Consider the following 22,370-nt stretch of genomic DNA (forward strand, 5'->3'; position numbering starts at 1 on the left):
GACATCACCCTCCTTGTGCGATCTGAACTCGCTTCAGATGTCGACGACTGTCGCTAAATTCGTCACGCGAGTGCAGCATGCGCCAGTTGTCCCAGAGCAACAGATCATGCCGACAGTACCGAATCTTGACGTGATGGTCCGTGAAGAGTTTTTCTCCCCTGCTCAGAAATTCACGCGTGATGCCATCATCCTCGGGTACCGCAATATTGTTTGCGGAGAAACGAAGTACCTCTGTGCCATCCTTCTCCTCCAATATCGCATGTTTAGCGCTGTACGCTACGCCCTCACGCCGCAGACCCTCGCTCGAACGCCACTCGTACTCCTGTGACGTCAGATGCTGTAGCTCTTCTGTGTCGAGGTGCTCCAAAAGCTGACGTCCGTCGAAAAGAGTTGTCTCACCGTTTTCAGCTGCCGGCCTGACACACCACAGGGCCATGTACCGAGGCGGTAGTCCCGCAAATTCATACCCTTCAGTGTGCGGAACCAGCGCGTTACGGTTCCCGCCGTAGTAAACGTCGTCCATATTCGGTTCCGGAGCGATATCGCCGACCAAGGTACCGTTTGCCGCCGGCATGAAGCGACCGAACCCCGTCAGGAATCCCACGTGGTCGAATCCGGGCGAGAGGTTCGTCAGAAGCACATATCCGTTGAGATCCAACATTTTTCGACAGGTCGCCGACAATGAAATGTCGGCAATGGGATCACCGTTCACGTCAACTGCTGAAAGAACGCTGTCCGGCGACTTCGGCATTCCGATGACTCCTTACTTGGCAGCACCTCATGAGGTCACTGATCGACGACGATGGCCAGAGACTCGTCGACCTCAGATATGAGTCGCTGAAGTTCAAGGTGGTTCTTGGCTCGGACTCCGAAGTATCCGCCACGTTTTGTCGAATCGGCAGGAGATACTATCCGGCTACCCACCGTTTCTTTGATCCGGTACATGAAGACCGCGGGATGTGTACTCAAGGAATCGACTCCGGAGACACTCACCACCTCTCCCGACGGTCGGTTCAAATAGTGGACAGCGCCCACCAGTTGCGGGTTTTCTACCACGTCCGGTGAGAGCCCGAGGTGTACCCGGACGAAGGCGCCGTACAAGTCGAATCCGTACGTCTCGGAGACTAGCTCTGGAATCCATATGCCAGGCGCCCTGCAGGCCGATTCGATCAGGAAGGCTCCATCCTTGTTGATCTTCCATTCAGAATGGAACATCCCGTCTTCAGCGTCCAGTGCGGAAAGCAGGTCATGCGAGGACTGAATCGCCAGAGAGTACTCATCCGCCGATATCGATGCCGGTACGGTGATCGTGGTGATGGGAAATCGGCGACTACCCGAGGGAGTGTCACACTTCGTAACATTGTCGAACACCGGATTGCCTTCCACGAAGAGGGTCTCAACCGAGACCAGAACTCCCTCCACGTATTCCTCGACGAGATGGGGCCAGCTGAGGGGGCGGGATGCGACGCCACTCAACTCATCCGCCTGCACTGAAGTGGCCCATGCCTCGCGGAATTCGTCTGGTGAATCCGCGCGCACCACTCCGACAGAGGCCCGCCGGTTGGTCGGCTTTACGATGACAGGCCGGCCGCGGTAGAAATCATGCAGATCTGATTCCGATGAGGCCGATGCGTAGCGGGGCTGGGGAATGCCGGCCTCTGCAGCTCGACGCCTGAGCAGAAGTTTGTCCGTGCAAGCCTCGATCGCCTTGCGGCCGGCAGACCTCAGCCCCAAACGGCTGGCCGCCTCACCAGCCGGTCGGACGGCGTACTCCCAACAAGCGATGACGGCGTCGAACCCGACCTCCTTGTGCCACTGCTCGATCACGGGCACGAACCCGTTCGACTGCTGGTATTCGGCCAGCCTGATCTCGCGTATCGGGAAACTGTCGAAGACTTCTTGCCTATTCGCATATATGTCGGGCTCGTCGATGACATACAGTTCGTATTCGGGGTTGTTCTCGAAGAATTTGGCGAAACCGGGATGCATGCCGAAAGCGAGTACCTTCACGAGTTTCCCTTCAGAGTTGACTGGGCCTTGAGGTTCCGTACACCGGGAACACTCAAGGTGATCGCAGTAGCGGCTGTAACCAGGAGACCGCACGTGAGAAGCACTGGTTTTGTACCCCATGTATCCGCAGCCGGGCCGGCGGCGAGAAGTCCGATCGGGGCCATCGCGATAGACCCGAGCAGGTCGTACGAATTGACCATGGCCAGGGAGTCCTGCGGCACTTCTCGCTGGATCGTCGTTCCCCATAGCACGTTGTAGATGTCGGAGCAGACTCCAGCGGCAAAGAAGACCAGTATGAGAAAGATCAGGTCTCCGTGAAAGGCGAGCACGAACATGGGGGCAGCTGTGGGGAAAGTGGCCAGAACTGCGACGAAGATGGGGCGATTCGGGCGAAGACGTAAGGTGGTCCAGGCGCCGGCCACGCGACCGATGGCCTGAGCCGCGGTGGCGAAGCCCCATGCTGCGGCGCCTCCGAGGTAGCCGGCGGACATAGGACCAAGTACGCCGGTAAGAGCATTCGAAGATGCCACCACTACCGTGTACTGAAGCACCACGGACCAGAGCCACTGGCGAGACGAAAACTCTTTCCACCCTCGTCGCAGGTCGCCGACGATACTTCCCCGAGCGCGCGTATGGGTTCCGGCCGGAAACGCTCCCGCAAGCATCACTGCTTCGATCAGAAATGTGGCCGAGTTAATTCCCAGCGCAGTGGACGCGCCTACGGCATGCACAACTATTCCGCCAAGGGACATGCCAACGATACGGCCAATGTTTGCCCACAGGCGGAGGCTGCCATTGGCTTGCTGGAGCTGGTCCGGTTCCACCAGCGCCGTGACGGCTTTCTGTGAAGCCGGCAGAAAAAGTGCCTGCGACAATCCTGTGATGCCTGCTGCCACGCACATCAACCAGGGAGATCGCAGCGAGCCCATAAGGAGAAGCGCCAGGCCTGCGTAACCAACTGCGGACCCTATTCTGGCTCCGGACAGCACTATACGTGCCGAGAAGCGATCACCTATGACGCCGCCAAAGATGATCATCATGACGGCCGGGACGATCTGACAGAACAGGACCAGCGAGAGGATTTTGGGTGTTCCACCAACGGCCCCCAGCACCCCGAAGGAAATCGCGACAGGACCGAACCCGTCACCCACCGTGGACAGAGTCCGCGCGACGGCGAAGGAGAAGTACTGTTTATTATTTCTCAGTTTTATTCGGGTATCTACAGCAGCAGATTCTGGCACTTCGGATGTAAGCCCTTCGTTTTTCATGGTGCTGGGCCCCTTGGAGCAAGGGGCCCAGCACAGAACGCCGATCAGTGGTCGTAGCTCATTATGGCCCCCTAATAGTAATTTTGATCAAAGAAAAGTGCTCTGGATGCGTCCTTGACACTTCAGTGGTCGTAGCTCATATTGTCCCTCCATTCTGGTCTCTGCTGCATGAGCACACGGAGCATGACCTTCAGGAAAGCGTCTTTACCCCGTGAGAATGAGGCCGGCCAGGGTGGCGAGCGTTACTCAACGTTCGACCTATTCGAAAGTGACCGGGAGATAAGAAAGGCTGCGCACAGTTGCGGTGCGGCGACGCACCGGTTCACCCGCAAGGCGAAGCGGTCGAGAAGCGTCCACAAGTCCTCTGACCAAGGCGCTGACAGCGATCTCGCCGAAGAGCTGGCCGAGACATGCATGCGGCCCCCACCCGAAGCCCAGGTGCTGATTGGGCCTGCGGTCCAAAACGATCGCGTCGGGGGTTTCAAACTGTGCAGGGTCGCGGTTGGCAGCCGCTGTGAGCGTGAGCACGGTCTGGCCTGCTTCGATGACCTGGCCTTGAATGACTGTCTGTGTCATCGCGAATCGGCTGGTTCCCTGGGCGGGACCGTCGAATCGAATAAGCTCGTGCACACCGGGGGCAACGAGACTGTCGTCCTGAAGTTTGCCGAGCACTTCAGGGTGTTGGAGCAGAGTCAATGCCACGTTGCCGGCCGTGGCGTACAGCGTGCCAAAGCTGGCATTGAAAGTAACGGCAGTGGTATTTCGTACGTAGTGTTCGGGAACCTTGGCACGGTCAGCCTCGTCCCGAATCTTTCGCAACGCCCCAGGGTAGTCCTGAGTATCGAACCATGAGTCGACCAGAGCGTTGAACTTCTTTCGTGCCGCGTCGCCCGGGGTGATGACTGAGGCGTCCAACCCGGCGTCCATACGGTACGCCAGAGCCTCTGACACCCCTACGTAAGGGGCTAATTCTGGCTCTACGACACCCATGAGGTCGGCAGTTATGCGCAGCGAGACGGGCGCGGCCACTTCTCGCATCCAATCAAAGCTCGCCTTCCCCTGATTGCGCTCAAGTATGCGGGTGACGTGTTGACGAGCTCGTTGCCCGATCGCCTCAGTATCTTGGTTGCGCAGAGTGTTGACGAACAGGCCTCTGAGAGGCTTCTGGGTCGGTGGATCAAGCGTTTGAACGCTTTGCTGGAATTCCGGGACCGCTTGACCGACGCGACGCCGATCACGAGCGAACAGCTCGTTGTTCCGTAAGACTTCGCGGCAGTCACGATAATGGGTCACCACCCATGACTGCATCTTCTCATGCCAAAAAATCGGCTGCTTCTCGCGTAATTGCGCATAGAGCGGATACGGGTCGGCCAGCATCTGAGGGCTTAGAGGGTCATATTGGATAGCGATTGCCATTTGTCGCTCCATCTGAACTTTAAGCTGCTCTAAACATCCGCGCGACATGATTGAAGGTGAACTAATTGGCGGCCGGACTGGTTGGAAAATGTATGTTAGGCACACCGATTTGAAAAGGGGCCGTCACATGTGACCTCGATCACGTGAATAAATTGACTTGCCAGCCCGTTTCTTCGTGCGCTACATGACTCACCCGTCGACGGCAAGACGTTGAAACTGGAATCGCTTCTCGAATGAAATGGCTTGTAATGCGCTGTTCTCATTCCGATTCATAGGTGGGGCGTCGAGGCAGCGAGGCGCGCGACGTGCGTGGCATCGCATTGCCGCCGTGCGCAAAGATCCGCCGGGATCGCCGTTCGCCCCGGTGATCGGGTGATCTTGCCCAGCTCGTTGCGCAACAGCGCCGAGACTGCCTTTGACCAGCCCGACGTCCCGCCCCTCACGGGGCGGTGAATGCGGAGACACCACTGCTGAAGGCGGCCTGAACGCTGTCTGAGCACCCGCCGCCGATGGGCGGGCAGACGCCTCGCGGTAGCGCGAGTGGGAAGTGGCTGAGGGTTGCGCTCGCAGGAGAGCGCACGCGAAAGAGGGTCCGAAACCGATTGGTTTCGGACCCTCGGCGTCGTACCGCGGACGCTGTGTGGTGCGCCTAAATCCGGATCTGTACGGCGCGGGAGAGGCGGTCGTGGAGGCCGCGGCCGTCGCGGTCCCAGATCAGGGCCGGGATGACGAGGCAGAGCAGGACGCTGCGGACCAGGACCCAGCCGAGGGCGAGGCGGCCGCCGCCCTCCGCGATGACGCGCAGCCGGAAGAGGGCCTTGCCCGGGGTGCAGCCGACCGTGCCGACGGTCAGCAGGCTGACGACGAAGAAGATCCCGAGGGCCCAGTTGCCCATCGCCTGCTGGTCACCGCGGGCGAACAGGCCGTATGCGATCACCATGCACAGGCCCCAGTCGACGGCGAGGGCGCCGATGCGGCGGCCCGGCCGTGCGATCGCGCCCGGCCCCTCCTCCGGGAGCCCGAGCTGCTGGCCCCGGTACCCGAAGTCGACGCCGGCGTCCTCCGCGGCCGCGCGCGGGCCGGACAGCCACGATCCGATTGCTTGCCTCTTGTCCACCCGACAAAGGTACTGCGCCCCGATTCGTGGGGGGACGGGCGGGGTGCGTGCGGGGTGCCCGGGTGGGGGTGCCGGCGGGCCGGAAGGTGACGTGGACTACGCCGCGCAGCAGGTGTCGTGCGGCGGAAACGGGGCACCGCACACCCGGGCCGGTTAACTTCGGCGAAACAAATGGGTCACGCTTGAGAAATCGACCGTCCCTATGGTCGGGTCCCAGCGTGTGCCACCGCACCGGCCGCACCACGAGCTGCAACCCCGTCCCGCCCCGGGCGGGAGTAGGAGGAGTTGGATGTTGTTCCAGAACGCCGACGACGCGAAGAAGTTCATCGCGGACGAGGACGTCAAGTTCATCGACGTCCGATTCTGCGACCTGCCCGGTGTCATGCAGCACTTCACGATCCCGGCGGCGGCGTTCGACCCGGACGAGGAGCTGGCCTTCGACGGATCGTCGATCCGCGGCTTCCAGGCCATCCACGAGTCGGACATGGCGCTGCGCGCCGACCTGTCGACGGCCCGGGTGGACCCCTTCCGCCGCGACAAGACCGTCAACATCAACTTCTTCATCCACGACCCGATCACGGGCGAGCAGTACAGCCGTGACCCGCGGAACGTGGCGAAGAAGGCGGAGGCCTACCTGGCCTCCACCGGCATCGCCGACACGGCCTACTTCGGTCCGGAGGCGGAGTTCTACGTCTTCGACAACGTCCGCTTCCAGACGTCGGCGAACGAGAGCTTCTACCACATCGACTCCGAGGCGGGCGCCTGGAACACCGGTGCGGTCGAGAACAACCGCGGCTACAAGGTCCGCTACAAGGGCGGTTACTTCCCCGCCCCGCCGGTCGACCACTTCGCCGACCTCCGCGCGGAGATCTCCCTGGAGCTGGACAAGAACGGCCTCCAGGTCGAGCGCCAGCACCACGAGGTCGGCACGGCCGGCCAGGCGGAGATCAACTACAAGTTCAACACGCTGCTCGCCGCGGCCGACGACCTGATGCTCTTCAAGTACATCGTGAAGAACGTCGCCTGGCGCAACGAGAAGACCGCGACCTTCATGCCGAAGCCGATCTTCGGCGACAACGGCTCGGGCATGCACGTGCACCAGTCGCTGTGGACAGGCGGCAACCCGCTGTTCTACGACGAGCAGGGTTACGCGGGTCTGTCGGACACCGCGCGCTACTACATCGGCGGCATCCTGAAGCACGCCCCGTCGCTGCTCGCGTTCACCAACCCGACGGTGAACTCGTACCACCGCCTGGTCCCCGGCTTCGAGGCCCCGGTCAACCTGGTCTACTCCCAGCGCAACCGCTCGGCCGCCATGCGGATCCCGATCACGGGCTCGAACCCGAAGGCCAAACGGGTCGAGTTCCGCGCGCCGGACCCGTCCTCCAACCCGTACCTGGCGTTCTCGGCCCTGCTGATGGCCGGCCTGGACGGCGTGAAGAACAAGATCGAGCCCGCGGAGCCGATCGACAAGGACCTGTACGAGCTGGCTCCCGAGGAGCACGCGAGCGTCCCCCAGGTCCCGACCTCCCTCCCCGCGGTCCTCGATGCCCTGGAGGCGGACAACGAGTACCTGCAGGCAGGCGGCGTCTTCACGTCCGACCTGATCGAGACGTGGATCGACTACAAGCGGACAAACGAAATCGCCCCGATCCAACTCCGCCCGCACCCGCACGAGTTCGAGCTTTACTTCGACATCTAAAGATCGGCCCCGGGTGCCCCAGGAACAGTGAGGCCGCCACCCCGCATCGGGGTGGCGGCCTCACGCGTTTTACGGCGCGACTCCATCGAGACCCGCCATTACGTGGGCTTGCATCGTGACGAATAAGATCCGCGCTGGATCTGATTTTCCCTGGTCAGAAACATGCCGGACTCGCAGCGACGCTCAAGCCAGCGGGCGCCGAACGGCTGCTCACATATCGCTCGGCTGGACGCTGACCAGCACCGCGCCCCCGATGGTGAACATTCACGCCCACATTGCTCCCAAGGAGATCAACCTCCCCGCAGATAGGACTGACCGTTCTCTCAGTCTTTCCGCTCCCGCTCGGCCCGCGGACGTTCACTGGCCGCATAAGGACAAGGCCGTTCACATACGACGCCGGATCACCCTCGACCGCGGCTCGCTGGGCTTAGCCCCTCCGAGGGGCGGTACGGATGACGATCCAAAGGACCGCTTCGTGCCAGTCGAATTGGCCGTGTCCTTCCTCGTCGAGGAGGAGGACACGGCCCACGGTCGTTGGACGGATCGCCTACGCGGTGGCCGTTCCGGATCGCACCCGCTCACCGAGGCGTAGCTGGCACCGGACCAGGCGACCAACTACTCGGCATATCCGGCCCCGTTCTCCACGTCGTCCATGTGAATTACCACGTCCGGGATGTCCGTGTACTGCATGAGTGCCCCGACAGACACCTGATAACTCTGACCAGAAGAGTTCACGGGAAAGGGGAAATTTCCATTCCTGACCTTTCGGTATGCGGCAGACTCAGCGACCCCCAACACTTTGGCGGCTTCAGGTAGCCTCATGAATTTTGGGTAGAAATCAGACACGTAGTAATATCGCTCAACGCCGTCGACCCACACTCTCGTCGCAGCTCCACCCTTCAGCACCCTCTGCGCAATTGCAGGATGGAGCCCGTCACGGATTTCCTGATGGAACAACGCCATGCGATCGACGTAACCCATCTTCCGCAGGAGCGCACCGAAGCGCTCACCACGAATCTGCTCAGCGACTACCGGATCGCGCACATCAGTAAAATTTACTACGCCCGAAGCTCTCATCGTAAACTCAGAAGACACCTCTGATAGCAATGGGAGATCATCCATGGCGTCAGATGACCGCTCACCTCCACACGCCTTAGCTCTTTTGTAGGCGAGCTCATAAGCACTCTTGACCACACGGTGGCGCACACTGCCTGGCGGACACCCTCGCTCCGTATCAGCCCACGCGACAAGCGTGGCCTCGAACATATCCGAGAGCACATCCTCCAGATCGGTGCGAAGATCTCGCGCAATAATACGCGAACGTTTCCGAAGCACGGGTGATAGACAGTCAATAAAGGCCATTTTCCACGTATCGTCACCAGCCATGTCGGCCAGTCTTCCCATAGCAATGAGCGCCTCCCACCGCTTTGATCGCCTACCCCTGTTTCTGACCAGGTCGCCCATCATCTCGCTACGGAATTGCAGGTATACAGGATGCCGCTGGACAGTGCACTCCCGCACATCTCCCGTATGCACACAGACCTCAGCACCCGCGAACGCATCCAGAACGTACCGCTCCACACAGGAAAAAGAATCCAACACGTTCTTACCTCAGAATTGTTTTCTCGCCAGATGGTCGAGAAGAGCATGGCGCGACAGCGTTCCCTTGAATCCCGACTTTCTACAAAGACCGCTTTCGGGTGAACCATGTTTTACCGGATCCCCCAGGAGACGAGCCAGGTCGGGGCACGCCTCCTCGACGGCCCCGACCTCATGGATGTCGCCGCTGCCCGCGTCAGGGCCCTCACTTGCATCATGGCGCGGCCCCGCCCCACGCCCCATGTCACGGGCCGAGCGGCGGGTTCGGGGTCGGCTCGGCCACTGACTTCGACGATTGAACCGCTGAGCGCCCGACGGTTGAGCTGGCCGAGCCGTTCACCAGCGTGGTCAGCACAGATGGTGCGTTTCGGCTGGCGCCGGGGCGCAGCGACCATATGGCCTGTGCCGGTGGAGACGTGGTCCTGGTGCCGGTTAGGACCGTTAGATCAGTTTCGTTCATGAGGCGGAGGGTCCCCCTCAACAGCCGCCGATGAGGGCGGCGTTGGCGTAGCCCTTAGGTGGAGTTCTCCTCTTCGTAACGGACGCTTCCGTCAGTTCCCTCGGGATGCTCGTACAGCGGTACCAACCCGAGCCCCTGACGGCACAGTGGGCAGAGGTAGACGACGCGGCCCGCGGTGCTCCCCACGTGTTCGAGTGCGACGGGGATCGGCTCGGGCGTCGGCTCGTCGCACTCGCGGCAGATCCGGGTCATGGTCGCCCCTCCGTCGCCACGCCGGTCTCGGGCCTGCTCGCTCGGAGGATCTCGTGCTCCACGGCTCCACGCACGGACTCCGGTCGGACGTCCCACTCACGGCCGCCGCCCGGCGGTCGCAGCTGGATGTACGGGCCCTCGTGTCCCATGACTCGTCCGAGGCGCTGTCTTGTGCTGTCAACGACCAATGCACCGACGGGGAACTCTTCCTCGTCGGAGGGCGCTTCTGCCATGTCTCCTGCTTTCTCGGACGGCCCTGTCCCGGGATTTCACGCACTCCTCCGGGACCTTTCGTCACCGCCCACGGTGCCGGTGGCGCGGTCCCTCGCGCGACGACCGTCGAGGCGTCGTGACGGCAACACCTAGGGCGTCATTTCGGTGTCATTCGCGTGGCCGCTCCGCTACCGTGCGTATATGACCACGCCGAACGCCACCCTTCGGGCGGTCCGTATGGGGCTGCTCATGTCGCAGGACGACTTCGCCCGCGCGCTGCGGGACGCGGGCTCCCGAGCCGGTCAGCGCAACGATGCCTCCAAGAGGCTCGTCCAGCGTTGGGAAGCCGGCACCACCACAGCGCCCAGACCGCTCTACGCGAGGGCGTTGGAGGCGGTTACGGGCATGCCCATCGAAGCTCTCGGGTTCGCCGCCCACGTGCCCATGGCGCGCGTCTCCGACGACGGCCGGGGCGGGCACGACCTCGAAGGGTCCCCCATCGGCGTCTCCGAGGCCGCCGGCGCAACGACCCCCCGGACGGCTCCCCGCGGCAACTACTCCGGAGTCTGGCTGTCGACGTACGAATTCGTTTCCAGTGGCCGGAACAACGAGGTCTTCACCGGCAAGCACTTCGTCGTGCTTCTCCAGCACGGGAACAGGCTCACCGCCCGCAGTCTGCCGAACGCGTCGCTCAATCGGGACAGCCCGTTGACCCTTGACCTCCAGATCGAGGGCAGTGCGATCACCGGAACGTGGACGGAGCAGACGGCCGCCGACGGCTACTACCGAGGGGCGCGCTACTTCGGGGCCCTTCAGATGCTCGTCGATCCGACGGGGCGTCGCATGTCGGGCAAGTGGCTTGGCTTCGGGCGGGATTACGAGGTCAATTCGGGGCCGTGGGAGCTGCGGCTCATGGACGCGTCCACCGGCAAGGCCACCCTCGACCGTTACAACCGCCGCCCGGAGTGACGCACGTGTCCGGGCGAGCCCGCTGTCACGGCCCGTGACGTTCGGCCGTCCCCTCGTGCATCCACATCATGTTGATCCTGTGCATCTTTGCCGTCGGCCGCATGGAAGCCGGACGAGGCCGCCCATCTTGCCGGGTGGCCTCGGCGCACGCCGTGATAGCACGGAGTGATCGCTTCCGAAGGAAGGTACGGCCTCATGGGCATCTTCAGCCGTCGCCAGACCGGCACCACCGAGCGGGCGCCGGGTGGTGGCCTCGGCACGCTCGATCCGCAGGCCGCGGGGGGCGACGCCGCTCTCGACCCCGCCCTTCGCTCGCTGGAGGGGCAGTGGACCATCGACCGGCCGCACAGCCGGATCGGGTTCTCCGTGCGGCATGCCATGGTCACCACCGTGCGCGGTGCTTTCGCCGATTACGACAGTGCCCTGTACTTCGACGGTGCGCAGCCCTCGCGTTCGCGGGCCGAGCTCACCATTCGTATCGCCAGCGTCGACACCGGCGTCGAGCAGCGCGACGCGCATCTCGTCGGCGCCGACTTCTTCGACGCGCGCCGCTATCCCGAGATGGTCTTCCGCTCTACCGCCACCGTGCACGACGGCGGGGAGACCTTCCGGATGGCGGGGGATCTCACCATTCGCGAGGTCACCCGGCCCGTCGAGCTCCAACTCGACTATCTGGGCTCGGTGGTGGACCCCTTCGGCTTCGAGCGGGTCGGCTTCGACGGGACCACCACCATCGACCGGACCGACTGGGGTCTCGTCTACAACCAGCGGCTCGCCGCGGGCGGCACCATGGTGAGCGAGAAGGTGCGACTGCAGTTCGATATTTCAGCCGTTCGGGCCACCGCCGTTTAGCGGGGCCGTGGCCCTGCGGCCGTTGCGCCGTTATGCCTATTTTCCCTTTTCCCGTCGCGCGTACGGGTGTTGGTAATTTGGCTCCTTCGGATTCCCCGAATTTCCTGGAGGCGCTGTGGCTCGCGTATCGGCGGCAGCCGGAGGACTCGCTCTGGTGGCCGCCACGTGCGGTTACGTGACCATGGGGCCCTCCGGCGGCCCGGAGGAGACGATTCCTACGCTCTTCCTGACGCAGGAACGGGCGTCCACCGCCTCCTCGGAGTCCTCCGGCGCGCATGACAGGCCACTCGCCAACCGCTTCGTCGTTCGGGACCGTTCCGGAGCGACGGTGGGCGGCGCCTACGAGTCGTGCGTCGACGGGCTCGTCGGGGGGCGGGCACTCACCGCGTACTGCTCCGGGATCATCGAGATCTCCGGGAAAGGGAAGATCGCCTTTCAGGCCTCCCGGTCGGTCACGGACGGGCCCGATGCGAAGCAACCCGTGGTCACCGGCGTCGTCACCGGGGGAACCGGCGCCTACGACGACGCCGGCGGGGAGATGGACCTCACCCCGCCGGGCTCCGACGCCGACCCGTGGGTCGCCGAGTTCCGGTGACCGGAAGCCCGGCTCACGGGACGGTTCAGGGGCCCGTGAGCGGGACCGGGCGGAAGTGGGTCGTCAGGCGGCCCCCGTCGTCCAGGACATGGAACGCCACCGACGGGGGCAGGTCGCGGTGCACATGGTGCGACGGGTCCGTTTGGTGCTCCCACGGGAGGCGCAGCGTGGAGACCACTCCGGGGGCCACGAGCAACGGTCGGCCCGCGAACGTCGTCGCCGCCGGCGTGTGCGCGTGGCCCGCCAGGAACGCCGTGACGTTCGGGTGGCGTGACGTCAGGTCGGCCAGGCGGTCCTCGTCGAGCTGACGGATGCCGTCCACGTACGGCGTGTTCAGCGGGACCGGCGGGTGGTGGAAGGCGATCAGGACCGGGCGCGTGGGCGGGGTGTCGGCGAGGAGGTCCGACAGCCAGGTCAGGGTCTCGTCCTCCAGTCTGCCGTGGTCCTCGCCGGGGACGGACGTGTCGCACAGGGCCAGGACGAAGCGGTCCGTGGTGTGGGAGGTGTTGATCGGCCTCGTGCGCCCGCTCGCGCCACCGGGTTCACCCAGCAAGTGCTCGCGGTAGGCGGGCCGTTCGTCGTGGTTTCCGGGGCAGGTCAGCAACGGGTGACGGGACGTCAGGAGCTTGCGGGCCGCCTCGTACTCGGACGGGGTGGCGTGGTCGGCGATGTCGCCGGTGACGATCACCGCGTCCAGGTCGTACGGGAGGTCGTTCAGGTAGTCCATGACCGCGCGGGTGCGGGCGACGCTGCGGCCGGCGTCGGGGGCGGTGGTGTCGAGGTGGGTGTCGCTCAGGTGGGCTATCACGGAGGGCAGTGGCATGCCCCGAATCTATGGGGCGGGCAGGGGGCGGGTGGAGAGCCAACCGCCGGCCTTTGGCCTGCTGTCTGCGGGGGGCGTGGCGCCCCGGGTTCGTCCCGCCGTCAGCCCCGCAGGAACCGCACCGAAGGGCGGCCCGCCCCCGCGTCCGGCTCCTGGGTCACCACCGCCCGTACCCCGTACACCTCGGCGATCAGTTTCTCGGTGATCACCTCGGCCGGGGGCCCCGCCGCGTACGCGGTGCCGTCCTTCAGGATCAGCAGGTGGTCGCAGAACATCGCCGCCAGGTTGAGGTCGTGCAGTGCGATCACGCTGGTGACGGGGAGCTCCGCGACCAGGGCCAGCAGGTCCAACTGGTGCTGGATGTCGAGGTGGTTGGTGGGTTCGTCGAGGAGGAGTTCGCGGGGCTCCTGGGCGAGTGCGCGGGCCAGCTGGACGCGTTGGCGCTCGCCGCCGGACAGGGTGTGCCAGGCCTGCGCGGCGCGTTCGGTGAGCCCGGTGCGCGCCAGCGCCTCGCGCACCGCCCGCTCGTCGTGGGGCGTGGGCGCGGACCACGCGCGGCGGTGCGGGATTCGGCCCAGGCGTACGACGTCCCGTACGGTCAACTCGACCTGTGTGGTGGCGTGTTGCTCGACCACGGCGATCCGGCGCGCCACCGCGCGGCGGCCCGTGTCGGCCAGCGTGCGGCCGTCCAGGGTCACCACGCCGGAGGCCGGGGCGAGGACGCCCGCGAGGATGCGCAGGAGCGTGGACTTGCCGGATCCGTTGGGGCCGAGGAGCCCCACGGTGGCGCCGTCGGGCGGGGCGAGGCTGACGCCGTCGACCACGAGGCGGCCGCCCGCCTCCCGGCTGACCCGGTCGGCGCGGACCCCCGTGTGCGGGCCCGCCGTTTCCGTGCGGACCAGGTCGTACGTCACGACACCCTCCGCGTCCGGTACAGCACCGCCACGAACGCCGGTACGCCGATGAGCGACGTCACCACGCCGACCGGGACCTCCTGCGGGTCCAGGGCCGTGCGGGCCAGCGTGTCCACCCAGACCAGGAAGACCGCGCCGGCCAGCGCCGTGACCGGGAGCAGCCTGGCGTGCCCGGAGCCGACGAACGCGCGGGCCGCGTGCGGCAGGACCAGGCCGACGAAGCCGATGGCGCCCGCCGAGCTGACCAGCGCCGCCGTCAGCAGCGCCGTCGTGCAGAGCAGAATGATCCGGGTGCGGGCCACCCGGACGCCCAGCGTCGCCGCCGCCTCCTGCCCGAACGCGAACGCGTCGAGCGTACGGGCGTGGGCGAGGCAGATGAGCAGCGTCACCGCGAGCACCGCGGCGCACAGCCACACGTCGGTCCAGCCGATTCCGCTGAGCGAGCCGAGGAGCCAGAACAGCACGCCCCGCGTGGTCTCGGCGTCGCCCGCCGTGAGGATCACGAACGAGGTCAGCGCGGAGAAGAGCTGCATCGCGGCGACACCGGACAGGACGACCCGGTCCGTTGTGTCGCCCAGGGTGTGGCTCAGGAGCAGCACCAGCGCGAAGGAGCAGAGCGCGCCGACGAAGGCGCCCGCCGAGACCGACACCGCTCCCCCGCCGACCCCGAGGACGACGACCGCGACCGCTCCCGTGGACGCCCCGGAGGACACCCCGAGGACGAAGGGGTCCGCGAGCGGGTTGCGGAGCAGGGACTGCATGACGGCTCCGCAGACCGCGAGGCCGGCGCCGCAGACCGCGGCGAGCAGGGTGCGGGGCATCCGCAGGTTCCAGACGATGCCGTCCCTGATCGGGGTGAGCGGGGTGTCGCCGAGGCCGAGGTGGGCGGCGACGGTCGACCACACGTCGGGCACGGAGATGTCCGCGGGGCCGATGGTGACGGCCATGGACATGGACAGGACGAGCGCGGCGACGCCCGCCGTCCAGAGCAGACCCAGGCGTACGCGGGAGGGGGCGGCACCGGCGGCGTCATCGAGGACGGCTCCCGTGCCCGTGCCCGTACCCGTACCTGTGCCCGCACCCGTGCCCGTTCCCGTACCCGGCGCCGTCTCGCTCGCCGTCACTTGGCGAGCCTGAACTTCCGCAGGCCCGCCGCCACTTGTTCGATGCCGTCGACCGTACGGATCGTGGGGTTCATCGCCTGGCCGCTGAGCAGGACGTACCGCTTCTTCTTCACCGCGGTGAGGTTCTTCGTCGCAGGGTTGGTCTCCAGGAACCTGATCTTCGCCTTCGCGCTCTCCGCCGACTGCGACTTGCGCGTGAGGTCGCCGAGGACGAGCACGTCGGGGTCGCGGTCGGCGACCGTCTCCCAGTTGATCTGCGGCCACTCGTCGTGCGTGTCGTCGAAGACGTTCTTCGCGCCGAGTTCGCGGGTGATGATGCCGGGGGCGCCGCAGCAGCCCGCCATGTACGGGGCGTCGGAGTTGGCGAACCAGTACAGGATGCGCGTGTCGGACGCGTCGATGTCTTTCGTCGCCTTCGTGACCCGGCGCTTCATGTCGGCGATCAGCTTCTCGCCGCGCCGCTCGACGTGGAAGATCTTGGCGAGGTCGCGCACCTCGCCGTAGACCGTGTCCATGGTGAGGGTCCGCACGCGCTTGCCGTCGCCGGCGCCGTCGTTGTCCTTGCCCGCGCAGTCGCTGGGCGAGACGTAGACGGGGACGCCGAGCTCGGTGAACTTCGCTCGGTCGGCGACCCCGCCCTTGCCGACGGTGAAGAGGAAGGAGGCGCTGACGAAGTCCGGCTCCTTGTCGAGGACCTTCTCCAGCGAGGGGTAGCGGTCGGAGAGCCGCTCGACCTTCGCGTTGTCCTTCGCCAGGTTCTTCAGGACCGGGTCGGTCCAGGTGCCGGTCCCGGCCATCCGGTCGGCGAGGCCGAGCGAGAGCAGGATCTCCGTGGAACCCTGGTCGAGGGAGACGGCCCGTCGCGGCGGCGCCGTGACCTGCGCCTCCTTGCCGCAGGAGGCGACCGTGACCGGATAGCCGTCGGCGCTCTTGCCCCCGCCCCCGTCCCCGTTCCCGGAGCGCGCGGTGTTCCCCGCCGAGCCGTCGCCGCACGCGGTGAGCGTGAACAGAGCGGCGCAGAGGAGGGCGGACAGGCGCACGGGCGCGGATATATGGGCTGTCGAGGACACGTGATCCCTTGGGTCTCGCGGCTCATACGCGGAGCCTGGCCTGCGTCACGACCTCCGCCGCCCGGTGTGCGGACGGAGGCGCCAGCAGGTCTTCGGACTCGGGATCGACCGGGCGGGGCGCCTTCCCGGGCGTCCTGAGACGCCCAGTGGCCGTTGCCCCGCCCGTCCCCCTCACCGCTGCGCGTCAGTTCCGGATTCGCACCGGATTCCCTGGCCCAGGTGTGGGTTTGACTGGCTTGCGCAAGTTATCACGCACCTTCACGCGCTCGTTCCGGCCGCCGGTCCCGGTTCGGTGCGGCTTCGGTCAGGCCGTCCGACCGGCTACGGTCAGGCCGTCGGTCCGGCTTCGGTCAGGCCGTCGGCGCCGGGCGCGGCTCGCCGCGATACGTGCCGAAGGACCAGCGGTTGCCCTCCGGATCGGCGATGCCGAACTCCCGGCTGCCGTACGGCTTGTCCTCGATCTCGGTGGTGATCTCCACGCCCGCCGCGGTGAGGCGCCGGTACAGCGCGTCCACCTCGGCAGTGACGATGTAGGCGCCCGCGCCGCCCGGCTTGCCGCAGGTGGCCGCAGACTCCGGGTCGTACGAGCCGAGCATGATGCCGCCGCCTTCGGGCCAGTCGAGCTGGGCGTGGGCGACGCGGCCCTCGTCCTCGTAGACGGCCGTGCGCAGGAAGCCGACGGTGCCGACGAGGAAGTCGATCAGTGCGGGGGCGTCCGCGGCCTGCACGCCCGGCCAGATGGCGGGGGCGGGGGTCACGCGGGTGTCAGGGGTGTCGGGGGTGTCAGGGGTGTCCAGCCGCTGTTCCGGCTGGCTGTTCGGTGTGTTCGGTGTGGTGTTCATGGCTTCGAGTCTTCGCCTCCACCATGGGCCCCGGCTTGGATATTCCGGCACTCTTCGGCCAGCCAGCTGGTCGGGCTCGCCCCCGTGTACTGCCGGAAGTCGCGGACGAGGTGGGAGTGGTCGTAATAGCCGGTGTCGGCCGCGACCCGGGCGAGGTCGGGCCGGTCGCCCGCCGCGACGGCCCGGGTCACGGCGCCCTTCGCGTGCTGGAAGCGCATCAGGCGGGCGGCCTGCTTCGGGCCGAGTCCCGTCTCGGCGCGGAACAGCGCGGTCAGCCGGCGCTCGCTGAGCGCGACGTGCCGGGAGAGTCCGCCGAGCGTGCCCGCGCCGCGGTGCCGGGCCAGCCACGCCCAGGCCTCGGCGACCTCGGGCCGTACGGGGCCCGCCGCGCGGTCGGCGGACGCGAGCCGGCGCAGATAGCCGGAGAGGAGAGCGAAGCGGTCCTCCCATCGGTCCAGCTCGCAGAGCCGCTCGCGGACCTCCGCCGCGCGGGCGCCGAACACGTCCGTGCCCGCGACGACGAGCTGTCCGGTCAGGTCGGCCGCGGGCACGCCGAGGAGCGCGCGGGCCGCGAGGGGGTGCACGGCGAGCTGGATGCCGGCCTCGTGCTCGGGCTGGACGACGTAGGCGGGGCTCTGGTGCAGGCCGCCCACCACGATGTCGGTGCGCGCCGCCTCCGGTCCCGTGGCCCGGTCCGGGGAGTCGCCGGTGGCGATGGCGCCGTCGAGGGAGAAGATCACCGTCAGGTACGGCGACGGCAGGCCGCGGTGCAGGGCGGGGCGCTGCCCGGCGGTGCGGTAGCCGACCGCGGAGACGACCATGCCGTCGAGCCGTGGCGCGGCCCGGACGAACTCTCGGGTGCCCATGGGTTCAGTATGCGCGGCGGGGTACGGTCCGGTCGCGGCGTACGCCCCCGCACCCGGCCCCGGGGGCATACAGCAACCCGGCATCGGCGCCCCTCGTGCCTACCCCTGTTCATCTCCCGCATGCCCCCGCGGCACGGTGACTTCGATCATGGGAAATGCGCGTGGCGCCCCATAGCATTGCGCGCCGCTCCGGACGGGGCCGCGCACCGCTCTCAGGGAACGGCAGGGACGTAGAGACATGGCAGTACGCACGGCGAAGGCCGCACGGGCAGTACGGGCGAAGAGCAGGCTCGCCCTCATCGGCACCACCGGCGCGCTGGCCGCGGCCGTCCTCGCGGGCAGTGCCCTGTGGCCGACGGACGAGGCGAGCGCCGCCGACACCTCGGCGGCCACCGCACGCGAGCTGTCGCACTGGCCGAAGCCGGTCGCGAAGCGGCTCGGCAAGGTCATCGCCGCGAACGACCACAAGGGCGCGTACGCGGTCTTCGACGCGGACAACACCACGTACCGCAACGACCTCGAAGAGGCGCTGCTGCCCTTCCTGGAGATGAAGGGCGTCCTCACCCGCAAGACGATGGACCCGTCCCTGAAGATCATCCCCTTCAAGGACGAGCCCGGTCACAAGGAGAGCCTCTACAGCTACTACCTGCGGCTCTGCGACGTGGACGACCAGGTCTCCTACCCCTGGGCCGCGCAGATCTTCTCCGGCTTCACGCTGAAGGAGCTCAAGGGGTACGTCGACGAGCTCCTCGCGTACAAGAAGCCGATCCCGGCCGAGTACTACGAGGACGGCAAGCGCACGAAGACCGAGGTGAAGCCGCCGGAGTTCTCGCGCGGCATGCAGCAGCTCTACAGGACGCTGCGCGCGCACGGCGTCGAGGTGTACGTGGTCAGCGCGGCCAGTGAGGACCTGGTGCGGATGGTCCTCGCGGACCCGAAGTACGGCTACGGCGTGAAGCCGCAGAACGTCATCGGCGTGTCCATGCAGCTCAAGGACCGCAAGACCGGCGCGGTGACCAGCTCCCGCAAGGAGATCGCCGAGGGGCGCTTCGGCGAGAAGGACCGCGCGAAGCTCGCGAAGCGCGAGCTGACACCGAACCTGTGGGCGCCGCTGACCTGGTACGAGGGCAAGCCCGCGGCGATCAACACGTACATCGACGAGTGGAAGAAGCCGATCCTCGCCGCGGGCGACACGCCCTCCAGCGACGGCCCGATGCTGTTCCACTCCGCCGACGTGGAGCACGGCGGTGTGCGCGTGTGGGTCAACCGCAAGGACGCGTACATGAAGCAGCTGGACGGGATGAAGAAGAAGAACGCCGACCGGCAGCGGAAGCTGGGCCAGAAGGTGACCGCCGACAAGCGGTGGCTGACGGTCACCCCGGATCAGATCGGCTGACGTCCGAGGCCCGTGCGAGGCCTCGCCCGAGGCCTCGGGCGAGGCTTCGTCGGCCGGCCGTGACGGAGCGGGCGGCGGCGAGCGCGTCAGCTGCCCGGCGCGACCCGTCCCGCCGTCTCCTCCTCGGCCGTCCACGCCGCCACCCGCTTGGCGAGGGCGCCGCCCGCCCGGGTCCAGGCGAAGTGGTCGAGCCTGCGGCCCGCCTCCTGCGACGTGTAGTGGCGGCGGGTGAGACGGGCCCGCGGAACCTTGGCCAGGAGGTGGTCGAGGGCGGACGCGGGGGCGTACGTGTCCTCGTCGACGGAGATCGCGAGGACGGGCAACCGCAGGGCGCGGAGGGCGGTTTCGTAGTCACGCGCGGAGCCCTTCGCGCTGTAGCGGCCGGTCCGCATCTGCCGTGCCCAGTCGCGCATGACACCCTTGGGCTGGTCGCCGCCGAAGCCGAGCCGGGCGCCGGGCCAGCGGCCGAGCGCGGTCGCCGTGACGGTGACCAGGAGCTGGAAGAGGTAGCGGGCGGGGGCGCGCAGCGGGCCGAAGGCGCGGAACCAGACGGAGCCGGTGGCGACGATCGCCACGCCGTCCACGCCGACGCCGCTACCGCCGCCGACACCGGCTCCGGCTCCCGCCGACCTTTCGGGCGAGCGCGTCAACGCCGCGTAGATCAGGGCGAGTTGTCCGCCGAGACTGTGACCGAGCAGATGCAGCGGCGGTTCGGGGCCGAGCTCGGTCCGGACCGCCGCGACGACCGCGGGGAGGTCCTCCTCGACGATCGCGCGGTAACCGTGGTCGAGCGGCCTCGGCCCCGCGGGGTCCGGCGCGGCCTCGCCCTGGCCGCGCAGGTCGACGGTGAGCACCGTAAGACCCTCGTCGTGCAACTGCCGGGCGAAACGGCGGTAGTGGCGGGCGGGTGTGCCCATCGCGGGCAGGATGAGCACCACGGGCGCAGGCGGCGGGCCCGGCGCCGGGCCCGAGCCGGACGGAAGGAAGCGGTCCGGTGCGGGCGCGCGCAGGCCGCGCACCGGGAGGCGGGTGCCGTCCGGGAGTTCGGCGGTCGTCAGAAGCGGCAGTTCGCCGACGAGGTCCGGCTGGGTCATGGGCTCAGCATGTCCCATCGCACGCGTGAGCGCACAGGCCCCCGCCGAAACGGGGCCCGCGGCGTCAACTCCCGCCCCGGGCCCCGCACTTGACCGCCACTCCGTCAACGGCCGGTCAGCGGCTGCATCGTCGGCCGGTCAGAAACCGTACCGCCACCCGGTCAGGGCTGTACCGCATCAGCGCGGCACAGGCCCACGCCGAAACGGGGCCCGCGGCATCAACTCCCGCCCCGGGCCCCGCACTTGTCCGTCACACCGTCAACGGACGGTCACCGACCGTACCGCCGGCCGGTCAGCGGCTGTACCGCATCAGCGCCCGCACCATGTGGCAGGTGATGTCGGACGGCGGATGGATGCCGACCTCCTCGGCCATCCGCCGTATCGTGCCGTTCTTCGCCTGGTTCGGCTGATGGACGCCGGAGTCGAGCAGGGCGATGGCCAGGCGCATCGCCTTGAGGCGGCGGTTGTGGTTGACGTACCACTCGCGCGGGCGGCCGGCGGGCAGCGCCTTCTTCTCGCGCGGTGCGTACGGCAGGTCGATCAGGACGGGTTGTGGTGCGGCCTTGGACACACGCTTCGATGTGAGTGCGGCAGCGGGCACGGGCATCCTCCTGTCGCGGTCAGGACCCCCCGTCGGGCGCCCTCGAACACTACTGTGATTCTACTCCCCGGCACTGACAATCGCCGCTGGCCAGACGGGCTTTGGGCTATTCGAACAGAGGGCTGCCGAGACCCCTGGAACGGGAGGTTCGCGGGGTAGCGTGTGGGCATGGAGATCTGGATCAACCCCGCCTGCTCGAAGTGCCGCAGCGCCCTCACCCTGCTCGACGCGGAGGGCGCCGACTACACCGTGCGCCGCTACCTCGACGACGTGCCGTCCGAGGACGAGATCCGCGGCGTGCTCGACCGTCTCGGCCTCGAACCCTGGGACATCACCAGGACCCAGGAAGAGGCCGCGAAGGAGCTGGGCCTCGCGGACCGCGCGGCCTGGCCCCGCGACGCCTCGGCCCGCGACCGCTGGATCACGGCGCTCGCCGGCCACCCCAAGCTGATCCAGCGCCCGATCATCACGGCGGACGACGGCACGGCGGTGGTGGGCCGCACGGAGGAGGCGGTACGGGACGCGCTCTCCCGCGAGCGGTAGCCCCCCCCCACTCACACGCACATACAAACCCACAGATGATCGCCCATTGATGGGCGAACTCCGGCAAACCGTTACATACGCCTGCCTAGCGTGGGGTGCTCCACACGCCGTCGACCGGACACCGATCCGGCACACGGAAAGGAGCACGCCGTGCGGAGCTGGATGTTCGGGGGCGTATACGGAACGGTCCTCGCGAGCGCGCTGCTCGCGGCGCTGCAGGCGGAGGGCACGCGCTACACGCCGTACTACGACGCGGCCTGGGTCAGCGTCACCGCGGGCACGGCCGCGCTCGCGCACGGCTACGCCCACCACATGTCCACGCACCGGCCCGGCTCCGGCATCCACCGCTGGCGCCAGCTGGTGCGGGCGCTCGCCGACGAGTGGCCGGTGATCGTGGCCTGCTGGCCCACCGTGCTGCTGCTGGTGCTCGCGGGCGCCTTCGGCTGGCCCGAGCCCCCGGTCACGTACACCGGGCTGCTCCTCAACGCCGGTCTCCTCCTCGGCTGGGGCACCTTCGCCGCGCTGCGGGTCGGCTACCGGCGCCGCTCGGCCGTCCTGATCGGCGCCGCCGACGCGGCGATCGGGCTCGCCATCGCGGCCGCCAACGCCGTCATCAAGTGACGGCCGGCGGCGGCCACACGGTG

At 67.1% G+C, this 22,370-nt stretch carries 23 protein-coding genes and 1 riboswitch; of the genes, 7 read left to right on the forward strand and 16 right to left on the reverse strand.

Features of this window, described 5'->3' with window-relative positions:
• Positions 1 to 4: 4 nt before the first annotated feature.
• From ACFYO9_RS13560 to ACFYO9_RS13580, 5 genes are all read right to left on the reverse strand, one after another.
• The gene (locus tag ACFYO9_RS13560; protein ID WP_355813847.1) at positions 5 to 751 is read right to left on the reverse strand and encodes a TauD/TfdA family dioxygenase; all 747 of its coding nucleotides are present in this window, start codon (positions 749 to 751) and stop codon (positions 5 to 7) included.
• Between the two features lie 35 nt (positions 752 to 786).
• On the reverse strand, positions 787 to 2,010 hold the full coding sequence (locus ACFYO9_RS13565; RefSeq protein ID WP_358772947.1) for an ATP-grasp domain-containing protein: 1,224 nt from the start codon (positions 2,008 to 2,010) through the stop codon (positions 787 to 789).
• Entirely contained in the window at positions 2,007 to 3,278 is a 1,272-nt protein-coding gene (locus tag ACFYO9_RS13570) for an MFS transporter (protein ID WP_358772949.1), read from the reverse strand. Before ACFYO9_RS13570 ends, ACFYO9_RS13565 begins: the two co-directional genes overlap by 4 nt.
• A 258-nt stretch (positions 3,279 to 3,536) precedes the next feature.
• Positions 3,537 to 4,694 carry a cytochrome P450 gene (locus ACFYO9_RS13575; protein ID WP_355813855.1) on the reverse strand — a complete coding sequence of 386 codons (1,158 nt, stop codon included), beginning with the start codon at positions 4,692 to 4,694 and terminating at the stop codon, positions 3,537 to 3,539.
• A 649-nt stretch (positions 4,695 to 5,343) separates the two neighbouring features.
• On the reverse strand, positions 5,344 to 5,811 hold the full coding sequence (locus ACFYO9_RS13580) for an RDD family protein (RefSeq protein ID WP_355813858.1): 468 nt from the start codon (positions 5,809 to 5,811) through the stop codon (positions 5,344 to 5,346).
• 292 nt (positions 5,812 to 6,103) lie between these two features.
• On the opposite strand from ACFYO9_RS13580, the gene glnA reads away from it, so the two are divergent.
• Complete coding sequence (glnA, locus tag ACFYO9_RS13585; RefSeq protein WP_355813900.1) at positions 6,104 to 7,513, forward strand: type I glutamate--ammonia ligase; 1,410 nt, start codon at positions 6,104 to 6,106, stop codon at positions 7,511 to 7,513.
• 615 nt (positions 7,514 to 8,128) lie between these two features.
• Here the strand turns inward: glnA and ACFYO9_RS13590 are convergent.
• The 3 genes from ACFYO9_RS13590 to ACFYO9_RS13600 form a co-directional block, all read right to left on the reverse strand.
• Positions 8,129 to 8,980, reverse strand: a complete 852-nt coding sequence (locus ACFYO9_RS13590) for a hypothetical protein (protein ID WP_358772951.1) — start codon at positions 8,978 to 8,980, stop codon at positions 8,129 to 8,131.
• A gap of 646 nt (positions 8,981 to 9,626) precedes the next feature.
• Complete coding sequence (locus tag ACFYO9_RS13595; RefSeq protein WP_358772953.1) at positions 9,627 to 9,824, reverse strand: hypothetical protein; 198 nt, start codon at positions 9,822 to 9,824, stop codon at positions 9,627 to 9,629.
• Positions 9,821 to 10,057 (reverse strand): hypothetical protein, encoded by a 237-nt coding sequence (locus ACFYO9_RS13600; protein ID WP_358772955.1) that lies wholly within the window; start codon positions 10,055 to 10,057, stop codon positions 9,821 to 9,823. The genes ACFYO9_RS13595 and ACFYO9_RS13600 overlap by 4 nt, the downstream gene beginning before the upstream one ends.
• A gap of 181 nt (positions 10,058 to 10,238) precedes the next feature.
• Between ACFYO9_RS13600 and ACFYO9_RS13605 the strand changes: the two genes are divergently transcribed.
• The 3 genes from ACFYO9_RS13605 (at position 10,239) to ACFYO9_RS13615 (ending at position 12,453) form a co-directional block, all read left to right on the forward strand.
• Positions 10,239 to 11,006: an XRE family transcriptional regulator gene (locus ACFYO9_RS13605; RefSeq protein WP_355817674.1), complete on the forward strand. Its 768-nt coding sequence runs from the start codon at positions 10,239 to 10,241 to the stop codon at positions 11,004 to 11,006.
• A 195-nt stretch (positions 11,007 to 11,201) separates the two neighbouring features.
• Entirely contained in the window at positions 11,202 to 11,858 is a 657-nt protein-coding gene (locus tag ACFYO9_RS13610; RefSeq protein ID WP_355817671.1) for a YceI family protein, read from the forward strand.
• 154 nt (positions 11,859 to 12,012) lie between these two features.
• On the forward strand, positions 12,013 to 12,453 hold the full coding sequence (locus tag ACFYO9_RS13615; RefSeq protein ID WP_358772957.1) for a hypothetical protein: 441 nt from the start codon (positions 12,013 to 12,015) through the stop codon (positions 12,451 to 12,453).
• Between the two features lie 25 nt (positions 12,454 to 12,478).
• Here ACFYO9_RS13615 and ACFYO9_RS13620 read toward each other — a convergent pair whose 3' ends face one another.
• The 6 genes from ACFYO9_RS13620 to ACFYO9_RS13645 form a co-directional block, all read right to left on the reverse strand.
• A complete protein-coding gene (locus tag ACFYO9_RS13620) occupies positions 12,479 to 13,276 on the reverse strand; it encodes a metallophosphoesterase (RefSeq protein ID WP_358772958.1) in 798 nt (265 codons plus the stop codon).
• A 101-nt stretch (positions 13,277 to 13,377) separates the two neighbouring features.
• Positions 13,378 to 14,190 (reverse strand): ABC transporter ATP-binding protein, encoded by an 813-nt coding sequence (locus ACFYO9_RS13625; RefSeq protein ID WP_358772960.1) that lies wholly within the window; start codon positions 14,188 to 14,190, stop codon positions 13,378 to 13,380.
• The gene (locus tag ACFYO9_RS13630; protein ID WP_355817708.1) at positions 14,187 to 15,143 is read right to left on the reverse strand and encodes an iron chelate uptake ABC transporter family permease subunit; all 957 of its coding nucleotides are present in this window, start codon (positions 15,141 to 15,143) and stop codon (positions 14,187 to 14,189) included. The genes ACFYO9_RS13625 and ACFYO9_RS13630 overlap by 4 nt, the downstream gene beginning before the upstream one ends.
• A 167-nt stretch (positions 15,144 to 15,310) precedes the next feature.
• Positions 15,311 to 16,384 carry an ABC transporter substrate-binding protein gene (locus tag ACFYO9_RS13635; protein WP_358772962.1) on the reverse strand — a complete coding sequence of 358 codons (1,074 nt, stop codon included), beginning with the start codon at positions 16,382 to 16,384 and terminating at the stop codon, positions 15,311 to 15,313.
• 65 nt (positions 16,385 to 16,449) lie between these two features.
• Positions 16,450 to 16,635, reverse strand: a riboswitch (cobalamin riboswitch).
• A gap of 99 nt (positions 16,636 to 16,734) precedes the next feature.
• Entirely contained in the window at positions 16,735 to 17,226 is a 492-nt protein-coding gene (locus ACFYO9_RS13640; protein WP_358772964.1) for a VOC family protein, read from the reverse strand.
• Positions 17,223 to 18,092 carry a helix-turn-helix domain-containing protein gene (locus ACFYO9_RS13645; protein ID WP_358772965.1) on the reverse strand — a complete coding sequence of 290 codons (870 nt, stop codon included), beginning with the start codon at positions 18,090 to 18,092 and terminating at the stop codon, positions 17,223 to 17,225. The genes ACFYO9_RS13640 and ACFYO9_RS13645 overlap by 4 nt, the downstream gene beginning before the upstream one ends.
• Before the next feature lie 238 nt (positions 18,093 to 18,330).
• On the opposite strand from ACFYO9_RS13645, the gene ACFYO9_RS13650 reads away from it, so the two are divergent.
• Complete coding sequence (locus ACFYO9_RS13650) at positions 18,331 to 19,488, forward strand: HAD family hydrolase (protein ID WP_358704638.1); 1,158 nt, start codon at positions 18,331 to 18,333, stop codon at positions 19,486 to 19,488.
• An 86-nt stretch (positions 19,489 to 19,574) separates the two neighbouring features.
• Here ACFYO9_RS13650 and ACFYO9_RS13655 read toward each other — a convergent pair whose 3' ends face one another.
• Both ACFYO9_RS13655 and ACFYO9_RS13660 read right to left on the reverse strand, forming a co-directional pair.
• Positions 19,575 to 20,582 carry an alpha/beta fold hydrolase gene (locus ACFYO9_RS13655; RefSeq protein WP_358772967.1) on the reverse strand — a complete coding sequence of 336 codons (1,008 nt, stop codon included), beginning with the start codon at positions 20,580 to 20,582 and terminating at the stop codon, positions 19,575 to 19,577.
• 292 nt (positions 20,583 to 20,874) lie between these two features.
• Complete coding sequence (locus ACFYO9_RS13660) at positions 20,875 to 21,183, reverse strand: hypothetical protein (RefSeq protein ID WP_355817646.1); 309 nt, start codon at positions 21,181 to 21,183, stop codon at positions 20,875 to 20,877.
• Between the two features lie 168 nt (positions 21,184 to 21,351).
• Here ACFYO9_RS13660 and ACFYO9_RS13665 point away from each other — a divergent pair, with 168 nt between their 5' ends.
• A complete protein-coding gene (locus ACFYO9_RS13665) occupies positions 21,352 to 21,726 on the forward strand; it encodes an arsenate reductase family protein (RefSeq protein ID WP_355817643.1) in 375 nt (124 codons plus the stop codon).
• Between the two features lie 150 nt (positions 21,727 to 21,876).
• Entirely contained in the window at positions 21,877 to 22,347 is a 471-nt protein-coding gene (locus tag ACFYO9_RS13670) for a hypothetical protein (protein ID WP_355817641.1), read from the forward strand.
• Positions 22,348 to 22,370 lie beyond the last annotated feature (23 nt).

Origin of the sequence: Streptomyces sp. NPDC005863 (assembly GCF_042871345.1) — a bacterium.
GTDB lineage: Bacteria > Actinomycetota > Actinomycetes > Streptomycetales > Streptomycetaceae > Streptomyces.

Bases quoted from the DNA above. Each gene is read 5' to 3' on its own strand.
- ACFYO9_RS13560 (WP_355813847.1), bottom strand. From the start codon at position 751: ATGCCGAAGTCGCCGGACAGCGTTCTTTCAGCAGTTGACGTGAACGGT.
- ACFYO9_RS13570 (WP_358772949.1), bottom strand. From the start codon at position 3,278: ATGAAAAACGAAGGGCTTACATCCGAAGTGCCAGAATCTGCTGCTGTA.
- ACFYO9_RS13575 (WP_355813855.1), bottom strand. From the start codon at position 4,694: ATGGCAATCGCTATCCAATATGACCCTCTAAGCCCTCAGATGCTGGCC.
- ACFYO9_RS13590 (WP_358772951.1), bottom strand. From the start codon at position 8,980: ATGATGGGCGACCTGGTCAGAAACAGGGGTAGGCGATCAAAGCGGTGG.
- ACFYO9_RS13595 (WP_358772953.1), bottom strand. From the start codon at position 9,824: ATGACCCGGATCTGCCGCGAGTGCGACGAGCCGACGCCCGAGCCGATC.
- ACFYO9_RS13600 (WP_358772955.1), bottom strand. From the start codon at position 10,057: ATGGCAGAAGCGCCCTCCGACGAGGAAGAGTTCCCCGTCGGTGCATTG.
- ACFYO9_RS13605 (WP_355817674.1), top strand. From the start codon at position 10,239: ATGACCACGCCGAACGCCACCCTTCGGGCGGTCCGTATGGGGCTGCTC.
- ACFYO9_RS13610 (WP_355817671.1), top strand. From the start codon at position 11,202: ATGGGCATCTTCAGCCGTCGCCAGACCGGCACCACCGAGCGGGCGCCG.
- ACFYO9_RS13620 (WP_358772958.1), bottom strand. From the start codon at position 13,276: ATGCCACTGCCCTCCGTGATAGCCCACCTGAGCGACACCCACCTCGAC.
- ACFYO9_RS13630 (WP_355817708.1), bottom strand. From the start codon at position 15,143: ATGTCCATGGCCGTCACCATCGGCCCCGCGGACATCTCCGTGCCCGAC.
- ACFYO9_RS13640 (WP_358772964.1), bottom strand. From the start codon at position 17,226: ATGAACACCACACCGAACACACCGAACAGCCAGCCGGAACAGCGGCTG.
- ACFYO9_RS13645 (WP_358772965.1), bottom strand. From the start codon at position 18,092: ATGGGCACCCGAGAGTTCGTCCGGGCCGCGCCACGGCTCGACGGCATG.
- ACFYO9_RS13650 (WP_358704638.1), top strand. From the start codon at position 18,331: ATGGCAGTACGCACGGCGAAGGCCGCACGGGCAGTACGGGCGAAGAGC.
- ACFYO9_RS13655 (WP_358772967.1), bottom strand. From the start codon at position 20,582: ATGACCCAGCCGGACCTCGTCGGCGAACTGCCGCTTCTGACGACCGCC.
- ACFYO9_RS13665 (WP_355817643.1), top strand. From the start codon at position 21,352: ATGGAGATCTGGATCAACCCCGCCTGCTCGAAGTGCCGCAGCGCCCTC.